Below are 18,275 nucleotides of genomic sequence, written 5' to 3' on the forward strand. Positions count from 1 at the left end.
GAACCTCAGTCCGGAGGGTCGGGTGGGGGGAGGCGCGCCCAGATCGGCCAGGCGTCGAGTTCCGCGCCGAGCTCGCGCCAGCTCGGGAGCAGCCGTGACATCAGCGCCTTGAAGTCCGCGCCGTGGTTCGGCACGTAGAGGTGGGCCAGTTCGTGCACGACGACGTACTCGAGCAGCTCGGGGCGCCTCTTGGCGAGCTCCAGGTTCAGCCAGATCCGTGAGGCCCGCGGGTTGCAGCTTCCCCAGCGCGTGGTCATGCGCTTGATCCCGAAGCTGCTTACGTTGCGCCCGAGGTGGGCCTCCCAACGGCCGACCAGAGGGTCCAGGTCGGCCTTCAATGTCCGGCGGTAGAAGGCGTCGAAGGCACGCCGCAGGTCTTCTTCGGTACTCGCCTCGGGCGCGCGCAGCAGGAGAGACCCGGCGTTCAACTCCAGGCTCGCGCGCCCCGCTGCGCCGGGCCGGGCGTTCACGGTGCTCCGTTCCAATCGGTACGGACGACCGCGAAGGTAGTGGGTCTCGCCGGCAACGTAGCGCGCCTCTCCGGCCGCGGCCAGCGTCCGGAAGCGCCTCCTGTGACGCTCGATCCAGTCCGAGCGCTCCCTTACCAGAGCCTCCAGTTCTCGTTGCTTGGCGTGGGTGGGCACCGTGAGACGCACGTGTCCGTCGGGCGGGTACACGCGAAGGCTCAGCCGCTTGACCCGCTTCCTCACGACCTCGAGTTCGAGGCCGGCGATCGTCGTGAGTGTTCTCGTCCCGGGCTTCCCCGCGCCACCGGCTGCTGCCTTTCGTTCATACGGCCCGGCCGCTCGTTTCGGCATGGTGCCACTGTCGCACGGGTTCATGAGGGAGGTGCCTACAATGTGCGGGGCGCCGCCGCGCGACCGGACCTTCGCACCGGGTCATGGCGGCATGCGATGTAGGGTGGCCGACTTGGTGTATCGAGGCAGTAGACTGCCGGCAGATTCGGCTCTGGAGGGAGGCGTTCTTGTCCCAACCGAAGTGGTACCTACCTAGGCCGCGGCCGAACCCCCTCGTGGTCTCTTCGCGCGTCGCCGTCAAGGCTCTGCACAGTCTTGCCGTGCTCGTCTTCGCGGCCGCCGCCGGCTACCTCATCTACTGCGGCGTAACCGGCACGCGCAACGCACTCATGGTTTGGGGTCTCGTGGCCGTCGGCGTCGAGGCCACGATCTACGTCGGCTTCGGGGGCAAGTGCCCACTCACCATGCTTGCTCGTTGGCTGGGCGACGACGGCGGGCACGATTACTTGTTCGAGTGGCTCTTGGGCTCGAAACGCATCTGGCTGGTCTCGCGCTCGCTGGCCACCCTGGCCGCGGTAGGAGTGCTGCTCATCATCGTGAGGGGCACGGTGGACTTCATTCGCTGAGGCGCCGCCGGCGCAGCCTCGAACCGGGGCCCCTAAGAGAAGTGTGAGCGCAGTAAACTTGACAACGCACGACTCAGATTCTATGATGTCGGCGATGGTGGTGGCGTCGACGTGCGCAGCACCCGAACCCTGTGCAAACAACACCGATCACCCTTCGGACGTCGCCACGGAAAGGTGAGTCATGCCACTAGTCAAGAGCAGTAACGTACGCACTCGTCCACTGGCGCGCTACCTGAGCCAAGGCGGCACGATGGACGACTTCTTCCAGCAGTTCGAGAGCCTGCTGCAGCCGGTAAGCAGCCGCGCCGAGGGCGCGCTGTTCGCCAACCCGTACCCCATCGACCTGTACGAGGACGGCGACAACGTCGTGCTTGAGATGGCGGTTCCCGGTCTGCGGCCCGAGCAACTCGACATCAGCCTCGAGGGTCGGCAGTTGAGCATCCGCGGCACCCTGCCCGAGACCGACGAGTCCGAGGACGGCGGACGCCGCTACTGGTCCAAGGCGATCGTCCGGGGCGAGTTCCAGCGGAACGTGACCGTTCCGGCCGGGGTGGACCCTGAACGCATCACGGCGCGGGTGGACCAGGGCCTCCTGATCCTCACGATGCCGAAGGCCGCGGAGGCCAAGGCGCGCAAGATCGCCATCGACAACCACTGAGCAACGAGCCGGATCAGGCTAGAAGCAAGCGCGGCCCACGGAACGTTCCGTGGGCCGCACCTACTTCGGCTCCCTGGGGGGTCCTCAGATCGAGGTGACCATGCCACCGTCGACGAGCAAGCTGGTGCCGGTCACGTACGACGCGGCGTCACTCGCGATGAAGGCGACCACGTTACCGAACTCCTCCACATTCCCGATCCTGCCCATGGGTATGGACTCGACGTTGCGGGCCCGGGCCTCGGCAGGGCTGATCCCGAGCCTGTGGGCCGTGTTCGCATCCAGTTCGCGAATGCGAGGGGTCTCGATGCGTCCTGGCGAGACCACGTTCACCCGAATGCCCTCGGGGGCCAGGTTGGTGGCCAGGTCCTTGCACAGGGCCTGCACCGCCGGCCGGTAGGTGTTCGAGAGTGTGAGGTTCGAGACGCCCTTGCGGACGCTCGAGGAGCCGATGGCGACTATCGAGCCGCCCCCAGCGGCGCGCATGTGGGGGAGCGCCAGCCTGACCGAGCGGACCACGCTCATGAGCGTCAACTCGAAGGCGGTCGACCAGGCGTCGTCGTCCAGGGCGTCGAAGCCACCCGCGCTCGGACCCCCGGCGTTCGCGACCAGCACGTCCAGTCCACCCAGGAAGGCGACCGCGTTCTCGACCAGCGCCTCGAGGTCGTTCGCGCTCGAGACGTCGCAAGCGAAACCCTCGACCGCCTGACTGCCCGTGACCTGTGAGATCTCTTTCGCCACCCCCGCCGCCCTGCCAAGCTCCCTGCCGCAAAGAGCCACCCGGGCGCCCTCGGCGGCCAGGGCGGTCGCGGCTCCCCGCCCCAGGCCGCTGGTGCCTGCCAGCACGAGAGCGCGTTTACCCGCCAGTCCAAGGTCCATGTTCGCCTCCTAAACGAGGCTACGATACCGTTGCCCAACTGCGGTCCATCGCCGAACGTACCGATGCTTGCGGTTCGGGCCGAATACACCTTGAAGAACGGACCCCGGCGGCGCCAGGGCACCCATTGAAGCCTATTCGTTTTCGAAGTTTCACCTATTAGTAGTCGCCTACCCCATGCTCCACGAGGGTGTACTATGTAACCGAGACTTTACCCCGGGCCTTCTTGCCGTTACACTGTGAACCGCAAGATTCCCCCCGGGATTGGAGACCCCCGATGGCATTGACCGAAGTGATCGTTCTCATACCCGAAGACCGTGTCGGCGACTTCTACCGCGTGGTTGGCGCCTGGATGGGTGGTGCCAACTTGGTGGACGAGTCGGCCGCGCCCCGCGGTAGGCGCCGCGCCGCGAACGGTGCCCCTCCGACCCTCTCTCCCAGCAGCCGCTACGCACCGCTGCACCGTCACCTCGCGAACGTGAGCAAGGACCTCAAGGCCTACGAGATGAGCTTCGACGAGATCACCACCGTGATGGGTGCGCCCCTTCCCCAGTCCGCACAGGATCACCGCGCCTGGTGGGCCAACACCGAGTCGCACTCACAGGCACTCGCGTGGATCTCGGCCGGTTGGAAAGTCGACGGCGTGGACCTAAACAAGCGGCTCATCCACTTCACCCGCACCAAGTAGAGCTTCGCGGCGGCCTTACGCCCGCCCAGCGAGTACACGGACCCGGCGCTAAGGTGGTGCCGGGTCCGTTCGTCACGTGGCTCATCACACGGCCGTGAGCACCGCCCAGGTCGTGTTGCCGTGATTAGATGCCGCATGAGACTTCCTGACGCCATTTATACCTATGCGAGACAGGCCTTGAAGCGCCTCGTCGAGATCCCTTCGGTGTCTGCCGAGGCTAGAGGGTTGCCGGAGGCGGCAGCGCTCGTAACGGAACTCCTCGCCGAACTCGGAGCGCGCACCGAACTACACACCACGGCCGGCGCTCCCGTCGTCTACGCCGAGCACCCGCCCCAGCCGGGGCGCCCGACCATCCTGTTCTACAACCACTACGACGTGCAACCCGCCGCTCCCTTGGAGGAGTGGCGCACCGAACCGTTCCGCCTTACGGAGAAGGACGGCGTCTGGTACGGCAGAGGCGTGTCCGACGACAAGGGCGAGCTGGTCTCCCGGCTTGCGGCGCTCAAGTGGTACCGCGACGAGCACGGCTCGCTCCCGTTCGGCTTCAAGTTCGTGGTGGAAGGCGAGGAGGAAGTCGGCAGCCCGAACCTCCGCCAGTACGTGGAGGAGAACGCGGCGCTCCTCGAGGCCGACGGCTGCATCTGGGAGTTCGGCGGCGTGACCGCGACCGGGGCGCCCATGACCTACTTTGGGCTCAAGGGCATTGTCTGCCTGGAACTCAGCGTGCGCACCGCCGGGCACGACCTCCACTCGTCGCTCGGGGCGGTGGTCGAGAACCCCATCTATCGCCTTGCGCGGGCGCTGACGTCCCTGCGCGACGACACTGGGCACGTGCTCGTCGAGGGCTTCTACGACGACGTCGTCGCCCTGACCCCGACGGAGGAGCGGTTGTTGGAGGCGCTTCCCGACGAGGCGTCCGAGCTGGCCGCCGTCTACGGCGTGGACGGTTACCTGGGGGGCGTGACGGGGGTCGAGTTCCAGCGCGTCTTGCTGACGGAACCGAACGTCAACTACAACGGCTTCACTTCGGGTTATGACGGTCCGGGGTCGAAGACGGTACTGCCGGCCACGGCGAGCGCCAAGCTCGACTTGCGGCTCGTGCCGCGCCAGGACCCGGCGAAGGTGATGGCCGCATTGCGGGCACACCTCGACAAGCTGGGCTTCGCGGACGTTCGGATGATCGAGCTCGAGACCAGCGAGTTCGCAGCGCGTTCCGATGCGGACCACCCCTTCGTGCGGGCCACCATCGACGCCCTGCGCGAGACCTACGGTGTGGAGCCGGTCGTCTACCCGAACAGCGCGGGCTCCGGGCCCATGCACCCGTTCCTGGAGCACGTGGGGTTGCCCGTGGTCGGGCTGGGCTGCAGCCACCCCGGTTCACGCGCGCACAGTCCCAACGAGAACGTTCGTATTAGCGACTTCGCCTCGAGCGTTACGGCGACCAAACGCTTGTTCGAGCTGTTCGGCGGCCTGCCTGACTGAAGCCTTAGGCGGCCGTCGGCTCCGAGGTCAGGCTCAGACCACCTGCCGCTTGAGCCTCTCGCGGTACGACTTGCGGAACTTGGCCACCTTGGGGGCGATCACGGCCGTGCAGTACGGCTGCCTGGGGTTGTTGGCGAAGTAGTCGTCGTGATAGGCCTCGGCCGGGTAGAAGGCGCCGAGCGGCGCCAGCTCGGTGACCAGCGGGGCATCGTAGATCCCCTGCTCGCTCACCTCGCGCATCACGGCCTCGGCCGCTTCTCGTTGCTGCTCGTCCTGATAGAAGATCGCGGAGCGGTACTGGTGGCCGACGTCGTTGCCCTGCCTGTCCTTGGTGGTGGGGTCATGGGTGGTGAAGAAGACGCGCAGGAGGTCGGCGTAGGACAAGACGCTGGGGTCGAACTCGACCCTCACGACTTCCGCGTGCCCCGTCCTGCCCGTGCACACCTGTTCGTAGCTCGGGTCGGGTACGTGCCCGCCCGAGTAGCCCGATTGCACGCCGGTGACGCCTTCCAGCTCGTCGAAGACGGCTTCCAGACACCAGAAGCAGCCACCTGCCAAGACCGCTGTGGAGAGGTTCTCGCTCATGGTCCAACTGTAGTCCTTACGCGGCATCATGCCCAGTCGCGCAGGAACTCCACGAACAGCCGCACGCCGTAGCCCGTGGCGCCGTGCGTTAGGTAGGGCCGGCCCTTGGGCGACTCGACCAGCTCCATGCCCGCCATGTCGATGTGCGCCCAGGGGTAATCGGTGAACGCCTGGAGGAACGCGGCTGCAGTGCCCACGCCGCCCCGCGCGCCGCCCGAGTTCTTCAGGTCGGCGACCTTCGACTCGATCGCCTCGCGGTACTCCTCGAACAGCGGCATGGGCCAGACGCGCTCGAAGGTGGCGTCCGCGGCCGTCTCGATGCGCGCCCTGAGGGTCGGCTCGTTGCTGAAGAGGGAGGACGCCACGCCCGCGCCCAGCGCCGTGACGCTCGAGCCGGTGAGTGTGGCGATGTCGATGACTGCCGCGGGCTTCAGCTCCTGGGCGTACGCGAGGGCGTCGGCCAGCGCCAAGCGGCCCTCGGCGTCGGTGGACAGGACCTCTATGGACAGGCCGTTGCTTGCTACCAGCACGTCGGACGGCCTGAAGGCGGCGCCGTCCGGCATGTTCTCCACACAGGGGCACAAGCCGATCACGCGCACGGGGAGGTCCAATTCGGCGACGGCCTGCATGGTGCCGAGCACGGCGGCGGCGCCCGACATGTCCGCCTTCATGGGAATCATGCCGTCGCGGGACTTGAGCGACAGTCCGCCCGAGTCGAACGTGACGCCCTTGCCGACGAGCACGACCAGGGAAAGGTCGATACGGTCCACGTTGTGCCCTAGCTCGATGAATCGCGGCTCCTGTGCAGTGCCCTTGGCGACCGCGAGGAAGGCGCCCATGTGGCGCTCCTGCGCCCAGGCGCGGTCACCCACCTCGACCTTCAGGCCGGTGCGTTCGGCCAACGTCAGGGCCGTCCGCGCCAGGTAGTCGGGGGTGGCGTAGACCGGCGGGAGGTTGGCAAGGTCGCGGGCCAGTGCCACCCCGCGCGCCACGGCGTGCGCCGCCAGGACGCCTTCCAACACCTGCGCGTGGTGCGCCTCGCCCAGCTCCACCAAGGTGATCAGCTCGAGTTCGTTCCCAGGCTCGCGGCCGGCCCGGCGCCAACCACCGAAGCTGTAGGTGGCGAGCAGTGCGCCCTCTAGAGTGGCCTGAGCGGCCGTGCTGGGGTCCAGGCCACCGATGCCCGCGCCGTGAGTGATGGTCGCCAACGTACGCGCCCCGAGGTCACGGGCGCGCACGGCGGCCGCCGCGGAGGCGCGGCGTACCGCCTCGGGGCCGAAGCTGTCGCGCTCTCCCAGCCCGACGACGAGCACGCGGCGCGCCTTCACGCCGCCGGTCGGGTAGAGGACGGCCACCTCGCCCAGCTTGCCCGTGAGGTCGCCTCCTTCGATCAGCGCGCTGATCGCGCCCCCCAGTGCCGCGTCGACGGCGCCCGTGGCGCCGCCAGGTGTGGAGACGCCGGCGAAGAGGTTGACGACGATGGCGTCGGCCGAGAAGTCTTGGATGGCGCCCTTCACGACCTCGCTGCTTGCCAGCCCGGGCAGGCCCAGACGGGGTGCTTGTTGGTTGTGTGGCATGTTCCCTCCCGCGTGGCGCTAGGGCGCGCCGGTGGCTGCCATGGTACCTCCGGCACTCGCGCCCCGGCCCGGCAGCCGGGCGCCAACGTCTCGGCTCTTGCCCCAGGCGTATCGTGGTGGTCATGACTCTCGCGCCCGGCGACGTCTTCCCAGCAGGTGGCGGGGACCAGCCCGTCCAAGTCGTCGATGTTCGCGCACCTATCGAGGTAGAGCGGGGCGCCCTGCCCGGGGCCCTGTCGTTGCCGCTCCTCACCAACGAGGAGCGGCACCTGGTGGGCGTGCGCTACAAGGAGGCCGGCCAGCGCTCCGCCGTGGAGCTCGGATACCACCTGCTCGAACACACGCTTCCGGGGCGGGTCGAGGCGTGGAGGCGCGCGGTGGCGGACGCCGCCGGCCGCACGGCGGTCGCCTGCTGGCGGGGCGGGTTGAGGAGCCGGCTGGTGGTCGAGTTCGTCGACGACGAGCGCGCGGTGCGCGTGGAGGGTGGTTACAAGGCGCTGCGAGCGCACCTCATGGGGGCCATGCCGCAGGCTCTCGCCGCCAAGGACCTCGTCGTCCTCACGGGCCTGACGGGCGCCGGCAAGACGCGCCTGTTACGCCGCCTCGCGGCCTCGGAGGCCGACCTGCAAGCCGACCTGCAAGTCGTCGACCTGGAAGGGTTGGCGCGGCACCGGGGCAGCGCTTTCGGGCACGTCACCGAGCCGCAGCCCGCCCAGCAGACGTTCGAGAACGCGTTGGCTGCGCAGCTCGTCCTGAGCGCCTCGGCGCGCGTCGTGCTCGAGGACGAATCGCGGTTCGTGGGTAAGCGCACGATTCCCGAGTCCCTCTACGGCGCCATGACCAGGGCGCCTCTCGTGGTGCTCGACGCCGACCTGCCCATGCGCTCGCGCGCCATCTACTGTGAATACGTGGCGGGTCCCACCGCAGCCCACGGCCGAGAGGCCGTTGCGGCGGACCTGATCGCCTCGACCAAGCACCTCGGTCGGCGCCTCGGTGCCTCTACTTACGAGGCGGTCTCCACGCGCGTGGCGGAACTGGCCCGGAGTGAGGCGGCGTGGGCCGACGAAAGCGCGCACGAGGGGTGGATCGGGACCCTGCTGCGCGAGCATTACGACCCGCTCTACCGCCGCGCGCTGGCGAAGCTGGACCGGCCGGTGGTGTTCGCCGGCGACGAGGAGGCCGTGGCCGCATGGTTGACGAATCCGACGAGGACGTGGCCGCATGGTTGACGACGCCGAGGTGAACGGTCTTCCGGGGCCGGTGCGCCTGACCAGTACGGTGAAGAAGGGCGGCTGCGCGGCGAAGATCGCCGCCGGCGCGCTGGCGGAGCTGGTGCGAGGTCTCCCGTCTTCCTCCCATCCCGACCTGATGGTCGGCACGGAGCACCTGGACGACGCCGCCGTGTGGCGCCTCGGCCCGGACCTGGCGCTCATCCAGACGCTCGACTTCTTCACCCCGATCCTCGACGATGCGCGAGACTTCGGCGCCGTGGCGGCGGCCAACGCGCTCTCCGACGTCTTCGCCATGGGCGGCAGCCCCATCACCGCCCTAACCATCCTGGCCTATCCCTTCGGGATCCTCCCTGACGAGGTCCTCGGCGAACTGATGGCGGGCGCCGCCGAGGTGGTGGCCGCCGCGGGAGCGGTGCTGGTCGGCGGACACTCCATAGAGGACGACACCTTGAAACTCGGTTTCAGCGTGGCCGGCCTGGCACGCCCAGAGCACATCTGGACCAACGCGGGGGCGCTGCCCGGGGACGTCTTGTTGTTGACCAAGGCCCTGGGCACGGGCACCTTGTCTGCCGCCCTCAAGGCGGGCGAAGTCGCTGCGTCCGACATCAGCGAGGCCGTGGCCTCGATGCGCCTGGTGAACCGCCACGAGTTGCCCGACGACCTGCATGAGGCTGTGCATGCGGCCACCGACGTGACGGGCTTCGGGCTCCTGGGCCACGCCATGCACGTCGCGAACGCCTCGGGAGTCGGCCTGCGGTTGTTTCCGGAGCGCGTGCCGCTCCTTGCGGGTGCCCGCGAGGCCTTGGCGGCCGGCAGCCTTACGAAGGCGCACAAGACGAACGAGCGATACGTAGCAGACCGCGTGAGCGGCTTGGAGGGGCTCGACCCGATCACCCTGCTGACCCTGGTGGATCCGCAGACGAGTGGCGGGCTGTTGCTGGCCGTGGCGCCCGAACGGGCCGACTCGGTGGAGGCCCACCTCGTGGCGCGCTTCCCGCGCACGACCCGAGTGGGTCGGGTGGAGGAGACGAACGCCTTGCCGCCCCTGCGGCTCGACTGACCGCGTGACCCTGCGGCTCGACTGACGGCGTGGCCTTGCGGCTCGACTGGCCGCGTGAGTGGGCCAGGGTTCAAGGTTCTAGGTGCGCCCGCTGCCGTGCGCCCCAGGGGCGCGGGTCAGTTGTGCGACTGACGCTCTCGCTCCAGCAGTAGATGGACCGAGACCGGTTCGAGGATCGCCGTGCCATCGCGGAACGCCCCGCGAGCGAGGGTGTCCGCCAGCAACTCGTACACGAGGTACGCCTCCTCGGGGTCCTCACAGGCGTGCAGCAGGGCCTCGTCGCCCGAGCCCAGCGTGGCGACGATCTCGTAGAAGTCGACCTCCACCAGGTCGGACGCGGCCTCATCGAGGTCGGTGCCCTCCGGGAAGGTTTCGATGAGCTCGAGGCACTCGATGAGGGCCGAGTTCAAGACGCGATCGTCGAGCGTGTAGATCCACATGCAGGGAATCATAAGGCCACCGCCTAGGAGCGGTGATCGAGAACGTCGCGCAGCCCGTCCGACATGAACTGAAACGACAAGGACGCCGCGGCCAGGAAGACCCCGGGCCCCACCGCCGCCCACGGTTGGGTGGTGAGATACGAACGCGCGTCTTGCAGGACGTTGCCCCAACTGGGCGTCGGCAGCGGGACGCCAAGGCCGAGGAACGACAGGGACGCCTCGACCAGCAAGAACGCCGCCGCCGTGCTCGCAAGTTGAACCACGATGCTGCCCAGGAAGTTGGGAACGGCGTGCCTTAGCAGCTGCCGGGTTCGGCTCGCGCCTAAGGCGCGAGCGGCCGTCACGTACTCCGATCCTAGTTCGGCGCGCGTGAAGGCCCGCGCCAACCTGAAGAACACGGGCGAGCCGGCCACCCCCATGGCCATCAGGGTCTGCAGTGAGCCTCCACCAAGGCTCACCACCACCAGGAGGATCAGCAAGAAGCCCGGGAACGCCAGTAGGGCGTCGAAGACGCGCGAGATCACGGTGTCGGTTGCGCCCCCGATGCCCGCCGCGACGACCCCCAGCCCGGCGCCCAGCGCGAGGGCGAGGACGCTCGCCGAAAGGGCGATGAGGAGCGATACGCGGCCGCCTGCCAACGACCTGGAGAGCACGTCGCGGCCGAGCCCGTCGGTGCCCAGGGGATGCTCGGCGCTCATCGGCGCGTAGAGCGCACGGTAGTTGGGTTTCCTGGGGTCGTAACCGCTGAGCTGCGGGGCGAACACGGCCGACAGGGCGATGAGCACGAACAGCAGGACACCGAAGCCGGCGCGGTTCACGAGACCCTCAGGCGCGGGTCGGCCATGAGTTGCGTGACGTCGGCGAGCCAGTTGACGAGAACATAGACGGAGACCGCGAGGATGGTCACGCCCTGCACCACGGGATAATCGCGGGCGTAGATGGCGCCGAGGATGGTTGCGCCCAGGCCGGGCAGCCCGAACACCTGTTCTACGACTATGGTGCCGGTCAGCAAGCCACCCAGCTCGAGGGCGAGCAGTGGGATGGTGCCTGGGAGCGAGTTGCTGGCTATGTGCCGCCCGACGGCGGTGGCCGTGAGGCCCTTGCTGCGGGCGGTGCGCACGTAATCCGCGCGGCGCTCCTCGAGCACCCTGGCTCGCGCCAACCGGGCCAGCTGCGCGGCACGCGGGATGGCCAGCGTGACCGCCGGGAGCAGCAGGGTCCAACTGGCCGCCAGGGTCAGGCCTTCGGGGGGCAGGCCCAACACGGGGAACCAACCCAGCTTGACCGCGAACAGCAGGATCAGCAGGAAACCGAACCAGAACTCGGGCAGCGCCAAGCCGATAGTCGTGAAGAGCAGCGTGAGGCGGTCCACCGTGCTGCCGGGCCTGAGCCCGGCCAATAGGCCCAGCCCCAGGCCGAGCACGAGCGAGATCGCGAACGCCACCAGTGCCAGCGTGAGCGTCACAGGGAAGCGGTCGACCAGTACGTTCACGACGGGGCGGCGCTCACGCAAGGAGTTACCCAGGTCTCCCTGGACGACGTCCGATAAGTAGGTCACGTACTGCGCGGGCAAGGAGCGGTCTAGCCCTAGCTGGGCCCTGATGGCGCTCACTTGTGATTCGCTCGCGTCGATGCCACCCATGATGGTGGCGGCGTCGCCCGGCAGCGCGCGCATGGCCAGGAACACCAGGGTGAGCACCGCCCAGAGGGTGACGATGAAGGACAGGCTCTGGATCAGTAGGTACCGGGGCACGGCTTCCTCTTCGGTCTGCGCCGGATCCCCGTCCTGGAGCGAGGCGCAAGCTAGCGACGGGTGGGGTGCCTCCCGGCTACCCCACCCGCATGAGTCGACTGATCAGATGCTACCGCGTGCGGCGATGAGGCGTTCTGCGCCTTCACGGCGGCCGTACCGGCTCACTCGAAGTGAGCGGTCCGGAAGTCGAACGAGTCGAGCAGCGGCGTGATCCAGAAGCCCGCGACGCTCGCCTTCTTCGCGTACACGCCGTCGGGCGTGCCGAAGAAGATGAAGGGCGCGTCGTCGTGGATGCGGATGAGCGCCTGCGAGTAAAGCGAGTGGCGCAGGTCGGGATCGGCGGTGACGTTGGCGGTAGCGATCCAGTCGGCCAGCTCGGGGTCTATCACGCCCGTGTAGTACTTCTCGGTGCCGAGGCCAGTGAGGCGGCCGGAGGGGTCGAGCTTGCCCGTGTGGCCGACGACGGTCATGTCGAAGTTGTGCGGCCCGCCGTACACTTCGGAGAGCCAGACGCCCCATTCGACGATGGAGATCTCGGCGTTCACGCCGACCTCGCCAAGGAAGTCCTGCACGATCTGCCCCGCCTGGATGTGCTGCGGGTACGGTTGCGGGAGCACGAGCTGGATGGTCCACCCTGCGGGCACCCCGGCGTCCTTGAGGAGCGCCTTCGCCTTCTCCGGGTCGTAGGGGTACGGCTTCACGGACTCGGGGTACCAGGGGCTGCCGGCCTCCATGAACGTGCCGACCTGCGTGCCGCCGCCGTACGCGACGTCCAGGACGACCTCGGTATCGACGGCCATGTTGAGGGCGCGGCGCACGCGGGCGTCGTCGAGGTACGGGCGGCGGGCGTTGATCCCAGCCACGAGCACGAGTCCCGAGGGCACGCGCACGAGGTCCAAGGCCGGGTTGGACTCCACGTCCGCCTGCTGGGCCTGTGGCACCGTGTCGATGATGTCGAACTCGCCGGTGACGAGGCCCTGGTATTGAACGGCCGAGTCGGACACGAAGCGGATGACGACCTGCTCGAGCGCCGGGGCGCCCTGGTAATACGAGTCGTTGCGAACGAGGGTGATGGCGTTGTCACGGACCCACGACTTCAAGCTGAACGGTCCGGTTCCTACTGGCTCGTTGCCGAAGTCATGGCCCTCGGCGAGCTTCTCGCTGGGCAGCATGGCACCCCAGCCGGAGGCCAGCGACGCGAGGAGCGCCGGGGTGGGCTTCGCCAACGAAACGGTGACGGTGTGCTCGTCTACTGCGGTGACCGCAGTGATGTTCGCGAACTCGCTGGCCTTGGGCGAGGCGGTGGCCTCGGCACGAATGCGCTCGAGCGTGGCTATGACGTCGGCGGAGTCGAACGGCGTGCCGTCATGGAAGGTGGCTTCGTTGAGGTGGAACGTGTAACTGAGCCCATCGTCGGCGATCTCGTAGGACTTCGCCAGTGCGGGCACGATGCGGCCGCTCTGGTCGACCTCCACGAGACCGTCATAGATGGACTTGTCGATCTGGAACGCGGCGGTGGCCGCCGTGACCTGCGGGTCGAGAGTATCCGGCTGTGCGCTCATGGCCAGGGTCAAGGTCTGCGCCGAGGCGGCGGCGCCGAGCAGAAGCGCGGCGGCCAACGGCGTCAGCGCGCGTAGTAGGAATCGGACTTTCATGCACTGCCTCCTTGTGGGTCGGGCCCGGACGGGGCCCAGGAACGGTTCGTGTTTGCGCCAGGTGGGTTCCGTGAGGCGACCTCGATCCGACGCGGCCCCCCACTACGCTCCGCGCCTCGCTAGAGTTGCGGCTCATGCTAACCGTTAGCGCTTACTCGGTAGGTCAAGCCGCGTGCCGGTAGCGACGCTTTCCCGTCCGGCGGGCCTCGAGGGCCCTATGGCAGCCATGAATCGGCCCACCGGTTCCCAACCCGGGGCCCGACGTGAAAACGTTCGCACGACCGCGTAAGAAGCCTGTCACAACGCTCCTTTAAGCTCAGATGAACATGGCTTCGTGGTTCCGACGACTCTTGCCCCTGGTGACGTGGGCCGCCTTCCTGCTCGGTTATCAGCAGGTGAGCGACGCGGCGGGTGATTATGCGCCTCTCGTCGGACTGGGGCTCGTGGCCCTCAGCGGCTGGATGTGGGGCGCGATCGGCGGACTCTCGGCCGGCATCGTCGGCTACTTCTCCGTGCAGGTGAGAGCGTATGGCCTTGGCATCTCCGCCTGGCAGCCCCTCGACCTGTTCGCCGTCGACCAGAGCTTCGCGTTCGTGGCTTATGCAGGTACCGGTTTGGTCATCGGGTGGTTCCGCAAGCTCGAACGCAACCTGCGACACGAGCGCGCCGTCTCGCAGCGCGCCATGGTCGACCCACTCACCGGCGCCCTGGTGCGCTCCGCATTCGAGGAACGCCTGCGGAAGGAGCTCGAGCAGGCGGCCGAGGGCAACGGCGGGCTCGCCCTGCTCTTCGTCGACCTGGACCGCTTCAAGTTCGTCAACGACACTTACGGCCACGATATCGGCGACAAGCTCTTGACCGCCGTGGGCAAGGTGTTGCGCGACAACGTGCGCACCAACGACCTCGTGGGAAGAGTCGGTGGCGACGAGTTCATGGTCGCCCTGCCCGGTGTGCGTGACGAGGACTCCGCCGCCGAGATCGCCCGGTCTCTGGTTCGAGAACTCAGCGCACCTTTCACGGTCGAGGGTCGTGAGTTGCAGGTTTCCGCCAGCATCGGAGTGTCGCTCTACCCACGTGACGGCACCAACGCCGAGTCGCTCCTGCACTCTGCCGACTCGGCCATGTACCAGGTGAAGCAGGGCGGGAAGAACTCCTTTCACTTCAGCACGGTGGAGGTGCGCACCCGGCTGAGCCGCCGCTTGGAACTCGAACGCAAGCTCCGGAACGCCCTGCCCGAGAACCAACTGGAGGTCGTGTACCAACCGCAAGTGCGTCTCTCGGACGGCGGCCTCGTCGGTTTCGAGGCGCTGCTGCGGTGGCGCTCGCCGGAACTCGGGATGGTGTCCCCGGCCGAGTTCGTGCCGGTAGCCGAGGACGCCGGACTGATAGCCTCCATCGGCCACTGGATGCTGCGCGAGAGCGCAATGCAGCAAAGGGCGTGGCAGCGGCTGGGTTACGCCCCCGTCCGGATGGCGGTGAACGTATCCACCCTGCAGTTCCATCAACCCAGCTTCTTCGATACGGTCAAGGGCGCACTGGCGGACTCCGGCGTCGATCCCGGACTGTTCGAGATCGAGGTGACGGAGAGCGTTCTCGTTCGTGATCAGGAACTGGCCGTGAAGACGTTGCGCCTACTAAGGCGTTTGGGTGTTCGCATAGCGCTCGACGATTTCGGCACCGGCTACTCGTCGCTCGCGTACCTTCAGCGTCTGCCGATCCGAACCCTCAAGATCGACCAGTCGTTCGTTCAGGGGCTGGTCCCTCATCCGCTTCGAGCATCCGGGCACGCCGGACGTGCCACGGGGTCGGGGCTCGACGCGGACGCGGTCGTCTTCAACAGTTCTTCACGCCTTGGAGTGCGGCCGAGCGCCGTCTTCGGGAACGCTCCTGGCGCCGGCCCGATCGTGGAGGCCATCGCCGCCATGGCGCACAAGCTCGGCAAGGAGATAGTGGCCGAGGGCGTGGAGTCGGCCTTCCAGCGCAACTTCTTGCGCCGTCTGGGCGTAGACCTCGCGCAGGGCTACTTCTTCTCGCGCCCCATGCAGCCGGCCCAGGCGGAGCAGCTCTTGCGGCGGGTGACCATGGAGTTGAAGAGCGCGCGCGTCGACAAGGAGCGCCAGGAGCGGTCCAACGAGGAGGCCGCTTCGGGCGTTTGGCATTCGTTGGGTGGCGTTCGAGAGATCCCAGCGAGCCGCGGCCTCCCGGAGGTTGCGGGAGCCGCCATGGCGACGTCCCATGTGCCGGTGGCCTACGAGTCTGCCGATGCCGAGCCTGACGTGAAGTTCAACGACCTGCTGCTGTGGGAGTGACGATCGCCGGAGGACCGGGGCCGGGCCTTCTCGCCCCGGCCGCCGCCGTCCAGTGGACGTGACGCGTAAGACCCGTCACCCCAAGTCAAACATGCTAGACTCGCTTTTCGCGGGTATCGCGCCGCGGGCGCCTCGAGGACCTTTCTTCCACGAGAACGTCGGCGCTGGGCCCGTTAGGGCGGCGAACCCAACGAGTAGGTGACTTGAGTAGGAACTCTTTCGAGGAGCCAAAAGGCGCTTAGGCTTGCGCGGACGTGCGTGCCGTGCAGGAGGCCTCGTCTTGGCTCGTGACCATTCGTGATCAAGCCATCGCTGCGACTTCCCAGGAGGTAATGGTGGCCAACAAGAGCAAGACCGACAAGATTGTGGCGGCCGGGACCAAGAGCGCCGCCAAGACGAGCAGCGCGAAAGCGCGGCCTTCGGCCCGTACCACCGGGATCGCTGCGGCGAAGGCGCCGACCGCGAAGACCGGCGCTGGCACCAAGAAAGGTGCCGTGAGCAACAAGTCTGCCGGCAAGAGCGGCGCCAAGACGACCACCAAGACAACGGCCAAGAAGGAACCGGCCAAGCCGGCCACCAAAGCTGCCAAGCCGGCCACCAAAGCGGCTAAGCCGGCCACCAGGGTACCTGCAGTCGCTAAGGTAGCCGCGGCCACCAAGGTTGCCCAGCCAAAGAAGGCCGCTTCCACCAAGTCGAAGGCGAAGCAGCCCGCCGCCAAGGCGGCCGCTGCCGCGAAGCAGGATCCGAAGAAGGAACCGAAGACGGCCCCGAAGAAGGTGGCGCCCAAGAAGCCCGCCGCCGCGAAGTCTGCGCCAAGCCAGGCGAAGGCGGAACAGTCGTTGCCCAAGAAGACTGCGGCCAAGAAGGCAGCGACCAAGGCTGGGCCGAAGACCGCAACGCCGGCGGACCGGGAACCCGAGAAGGCAGCGCTGAAGGGCACGGCGCCAAAGCAGGCGAGCGCCAAGAAGCCCGCGCCGAAGCCGGCCACCAGCGCCAAGAAGCCTGCGCCGAAGCCGGCCACCAGCGCCAAGAAGCCTGCGCCAAAACCGGCCGCCGGCACCAAGAAGACTGCGGCCAAGAAGGCAGCGGCCAAGCAGGCCGCTACTACCGCCACGAAGAAGAAGCCTGCGCCCAAGCAGGCCGCGTCCAAGGCTGCGGAGGTGCAGAAGGCCGCGTCCAAGGCTGAACCCAAGCCGGTGGCGAAAGCGGCGACCAAGACCACGAAGGCAGGCGGCACCAAGGCGGCGGCCGGCAAGAAGTCCAAGCCTGCCGCCAAGGCGGAAGCGGGATCAGCGCCGGCGGCTACTGCTACTGCGGGTAGCGCGTGGATCCAGTCACCGGTGATCGAGACGCTCGTGGCGCGCGGCAAGGAGGGCGGGGGCCAACTCGATACGGAGGAGATAGCCGACGCTTTCAAGCGCGCCGTAGACGACGCGGGGCTCGATCCGGAGGAGCAGAACTTCGAGGACCTCATCGGGCACCTCGAGGCGCAAGGCGTCGCCGTGGTGGACCTGGCCGAGGATGAGGTACTCGACGACGACGATATCGACGACGAGGAACTCGACGAGGAGTCAGGCGAAGAGCTGGACCGCGAGGAGATGGAGGCGCGCGCGGAGGCGCTGGCCGATGCGCGGCCGAAGACGAACGACCCGGTGCGGCAGTACTTGCAGGAGATCGGCCGCGTGAAGCTCCTGACGCTCGACGAGGAGATCGACCTGGCCCGGCGCATAGAAGACGGTGAGGCGGCGCGTGCCCTCCTCGCCGAGTGGGACCCCCAAGGCCCCGAGCGCGAGCGTCGCCGGCAGCAACGCATCGTCGAGGACGGCGACCTCGCCCGCAAGCACCTCATCGAGGCGAACTTGCGGCTCGTGGTCAGCATCGCGAAGAAGTACAATGGTCGCGGGATGAGTTTCCTCGACCTCATCCAAGAGGGCAATCAGGGCCTCATCCGCGCGGTAGAGAAGTTCGAGTACCGCCGCCGTTACAAGTTCTCCACCTACGCCACGTGGTGGATCCGGCAGGCCATCAACCGCGCGATCGCCGACCAGTCCCGCACCATCCGCATCCCGGTTCACATGGTGGAGACGATCAACAAGCTCACGCGCGCCAGCCGCCGGCTCCAGCAGGAGCTCTCACGCGAACCCACCTTCGCCGAGATCGCCGACGCCATGGGACCGGACTGGAACGCCGAGAAGGTCGAGGAAGCGTTCAAGCTGACGCGCGAGCCGTTCTCACTCGAGACCCCCATCGGCGACGAGGAGGACAGCTTCTACGGCGACTTCATCCCGGATGACAACATCGAGTCGCCCGTCGAGGAGGCGTCGAAGAACATCCTCAGCGAAGAACTCGACGAGGCGCTCAACAAGCTCAACGAGCGAGAGGCGATGGTGCTCAAGCTGCGCAAGGGCCTGGTAGATGGCCGCGAGCACACCCTCGAAGAAGTGGGCAGCCACTTCGGCGTCACGCGCGAGCGCATCCGGCAGATCGAGAACAAGGCGTTGCGGAAGCTCAAGTATCACGAGAGCCGCACGCGCAAGCTGCGCGACTTCCTGGACTGAGGACCCGAAGCCCGTGGCCA

The 18,275-nt window shown here is 67.7% G+C and carries 17 protein-coding genes; 8 read left to right on the plus strand and 9 right to left on the minus strand.

The features are described 5' to 3' along the window. Nucleotides 1–5: 5 nt before the first annotated feature. A complete protein-coding gene (locus tag ROY82_01455; protein MDT3681132.1) occupies nucleotides 6–818 on the minus strand; it encodes a SprT family zinc-dependent metalloprotease in 813 nt (270 codons plus the stop codon). 260 nt (nucleotides 819–1,078) lie between these two features. On the opposite strand from ROY82_01455, the gene ROY82_01460 reads away from it, so the two are divergent. Together ROY82_01460 and ROY82_01465 are read left to right on the plus strand one after the other, a co-directional pair. Further along, nucleotides 1,079–1,384 (plus strand): hypothetical protein, encoded by a 306-nt coding sequence (locus tag ROY82_01460; protein MDT3681133.1) that lies wholly within the window; start codon nucleotides 1,079–1,081, stop codon nucleotides 1,382–1,384. Between the two features lie 181 nt (nucleotides 1,385–1,565). Beyond that, complete coding sequence (locus ROY82_01465) at nucleotides 1,566–2,042, plus strand: Hsp20/alpha crystallin family protein (protein MDT3681134.1); 477 nt, start codon at nucleotides 1,566–1,568, stop codon at nucleotides 2,040–2,042. A gap of 84 nt (nucleotides 2,043–2,126) precedes the next feature. On the opposite strand, the gene ROY82_01470 is transcribed toward ROY82_01465, so the two are convergent. After that, nucleotides 2,127–2,918 (minus strand): SDR family oxidoreductase, encoded by a 792-nt coding sequence (locus tag ROY82_01470; protein MDT3681135.1) that lies wholly within the window; start codon nucleotides 2,916–2,918, stop codon nucleotides 2,127–2,129. Between the two features lie 275 nt (nucleotides 2,919–3,193). Between ROY82_01470 and ROY82_01475 the strand changes: the two genes are divergently transcribed. Then, nucleotides 3,194–3,604, plus strand: coding sequence for a hypothetical protein (locus tag ROY82_01475; GenBank protein ID MDT3681136.1), 411 nt, complete (start codon nucleotides 3,194–3,196; stop codon nucleotides 3,602–3,604). A gap of 177 nt (nucleotides 3,605–3,781) precedes the next feature. After that, nucleotides 3,782–5,086, plus strand: coding sequence for a M20/M25/M40 family metallo-hydrolase (locus ROY82_01480; protein MDT3681137.1), 1,305 nt, complete (start codon nucleotides 3,782–3,784; stop codon nucleotides 5,084–5,086). Nucleotides 5,087–5,119: 33 nt separating this feature from the next. Here ROY82_01480 and msrA read toward each other — a convergent pair whose 3' ends face one another. Both msrA and ROY82_01490 read right to left on the minus strand, forming a co-directional pair. After that, a complete protein-coding gene (gene msrA, locus ROY82_01485) occupies nucleotides 5,120–5,671 on the minus strand; it encodes a peptide-methionine (S)-S-oxide reductase MsrA (protein MDT3681138.1) in 552 nt (183 codons plus the stop codon). 26 nt (nucleotides 5,672–5,697) lie between these two features. After that, nucleotides 5,698–7,248 (minus strand): leucyl aminopeptidase, encoded by a 1,551-nt coding sequence (locus ROY82_01490; protein MDT3681139.1) that lies wholly within the window; start codon nucleotides 7,246–7,248, stop codon nucleotides 5,698–5,700. Between the two features lie 122 nt (nucleotides 7,249–7,370). Between ROY82_01490 and mnmH the strand changes: the two genes are divergently transcribed. Together mnmH and selD are read left to right on the plus strand one after the other, a co-directional pair. After that, nucleotides 7,371–8,477, plus strand: coding sequence for a tRNA 2-selenouridine(34) synthase MnmH (mnmH, locus tag ROY82_01495; GenBank protein MDT3681140.1), 1,107 nt, complete (start codon nucleotides 7,371–7,373; stop codon nucleotides 8,475–8,477). Beyond that, nucleotides 8,470–9,540, plus strand: coding sequence for a selenide, water dikinase SelD (selD, locus tag ROY82_01500; protein ID MDT3681141.1), 1,071 nt, complete (start codon nucleotides 8,470–8,472; stop codon nucleotides 9,538–9,540). Before mnmH ends, selD begins: the two co-directional genes overlap by 8 nt. A gap of 116 nt (nucleotides 9,541–9,656) precedes the next feature. On the opposite strand, the gene ROY82_01505 is transcribed toward selD, so the two are convergent. The 4 genes from ROY82_01505 to ROY82_01520 all read right to left on the minus strand — a co-directional run bounded on the left by ROY82_01505 (nucleotide 9,657) and on the right by ROY82_01520 (nucleotide 13,388). Next, nucleotides 9,657–9,980, minus strand: a complete 324-nt coding sequence (locus ROY82_01505) for a hypothetical protein (protein MDT3681142.1) — start codon at nucleotides 9,978–9,980, stop codon at nucleotides 9,657–9,659. Nucleotides 9,981–10,003: 23 nt separating this feature from the next. Then, on the minus strand, nucleotides 10,004–10,798 hold the full coding sequence (locus ROY82_01510; protein ID MDT3681143.1) for an ABC transporter permease: 795 nt from the start codon (nucleotides 10,796–10,798) through the stop codon (nucleotides 10,004–10,006). Continuing rightward, the gene (locus ROY82_01515) at nucleotides 10,795–11,733 is read right to left on the minus strand and encodes an ABC transporter permease (GenBank protein MDT3681144.1); all 939 of its coding nucleotides are present in this window, start codon (nucleotides 11,731–11,733) and stop codon (nucleotides 10,795–10,797) included. The genes ROY82_01510 and ROY82_01515 overlap by 4 nt, the downstream gene beginning before the upstream one ends. Before the next feature lie 161 nt (nucleotides 11,734–11,894). Beyond that, nucleotides 11,895–13,388 (minus strand): ABC transporter substrate-binding protein, encoded by a 1,494-nt coding sequence (locus ROY82_01520; protein MDT3681145.1) that lies wholly within the window; start codon nucleotides 13,386–13,388, stop codon nucleotides 11,895–11,897. Nucleotides 13,389–13,714: 326 nt separating this feature from the next. Between ROY82_01520 and ROY82_01525 the strand changes: the two genes are divergently transcribed. Continuing rightward, nucleotides 13,715–15,697, plus strand: coding sequence for an EAL domain-containing protein (locus ROY82_01525; GenBank protein ID MDT3681146.1), 1,983 nt, complete (start codon nucleotides 13,715–13,717; stop codon nucleotides 15,695–15,697). 301 nt (nucleotides 15,698–15,998) lie between these two features. Here ROY82_01525 and ROY82_01530 read toward each other — a convergent pair whose 3' ends face one another. Next, the gene (locus tag ROY82_01530; protein ID MDT3681147.1) at nucleotides 15,999–17,066 is read right to left on the minus strand and encodes a hypothetical protein; all 1,068 of its coding nucleotides are present in this window, start codon (nucleotides 17,064–17,066) and stop codon (nucleotides 15,999–16,001) included. Between ROY82_01530 and rpoD the strand changes: the two genes are divergently transcribed. Continuing rightward, nucleotides 17,038–18,255: an RNA polymerase sigma factor RpoD gene (rpoD, locus tag ROY82_01535; protein ID MDT3681148.1), complete on the plus strand. Its 1,218-nt coding sequence runs from the start codon at nucleotides 17,038–17,040 to the stop codon at nucleotides 18,253–18,255. The genes ROY82_01530 and rpoD overlap by 29 nt on opposite strands. The last annotated feature ends 20 nt before the right edge of the window (nucleotides 18,256–18,275 follow it).

Origin of the sequence: Truepera sp. (assembly GCA_032027045.1) — a bacterium.
Taxonomy (GTDB): Bacteria; Deinococcota; Deinococci; order Deinococcales; family Trueperaceae; genus JAAYYF01.

What these genes read in the sequence shown, in the direction of transcription:
- ROY82_01490 (MDT3681139.1), bottom strand. Translation starts at nt 7,248, where the DNA reads ATGCCACACAACCAACAAGCACCCCGTCTGGGCCTGCCCGGGCTGGCA.
- ROY82_01505 (MDT3681142.1), bottom strand. Translation starts at nt 9,980, where the DNA reads ATGTGGATCTACACGCTCGACGATCGCGTCTTGAACTCGGCCCTCATC.
- ROY82_01455 (MDT3681132.1), bottom strand. Translation starts at nt 818, where the DNA reads ATGCCGAAACGAGCGGCCGGGCCGTATGAACGAAAGGCAGCAGCCGGT.
- selD (MDT3681141.1), top strand. Translation starts at nt 8,470, where the DNA reads ATGGTTGACGACGCCGAGGTGAACGGTCTTCCGGGGCCGGTGCGCCTG.
- ROY82_01475 (MDT3681136.1), top strand. Translation starts at nt 3,194, where the DNA reads ATGGCATTGACCGAAGTGATCGTTCTCATACCCGAAGACCGTGTCGGC.
- msrA (MDT3681138.1), bottom strand. Translation starts at nt 5,671, where the DNA reads ATGAGCGAGAACCTCTCCACAGCGGTCTTGGCAGGTGGCTGCTTCTGG.
- ROY82_01520 (MDT3681145.1), bottom strand. Translation starts at nt 13,388, where the DNA reads ATGAAAGTCCGATTCCTACTACGCGCGCTGACGCCGTTGGCCGCCGCG.
- ROY82_01525 (MDT3681146.1), top strand. Translation starts at nt 13,715, where the DNA reads ATGGCTTCGTGGTTCCGACGACTCTTGCCCCTGGTGACGTGGGCCGCC.
- ROY82_01465 (MDT3681134.1), top strand. Translation starts at nt 1,566, where the DNA reads ATGCCACTAGTCAAGAGCAGTAACGTACGCACTCGTCCACTGGCGCGC.
- ROY82_01470 (MDT3681135.1), bottom strand. Translation starts at nt 2,918, where the DNA reads ATGGACCTTGGACTGGCGGGTAAACGCGCTCTCGTGCTGGCAGGCACC.
- mnmH (MDT3681140.1), top strand. Translation starts at nt 7,371, where the DNA reads ATGACTCTCGCGCCCGGCGACGTCTTCCCAGCAGGTGGCGGGGACCAG.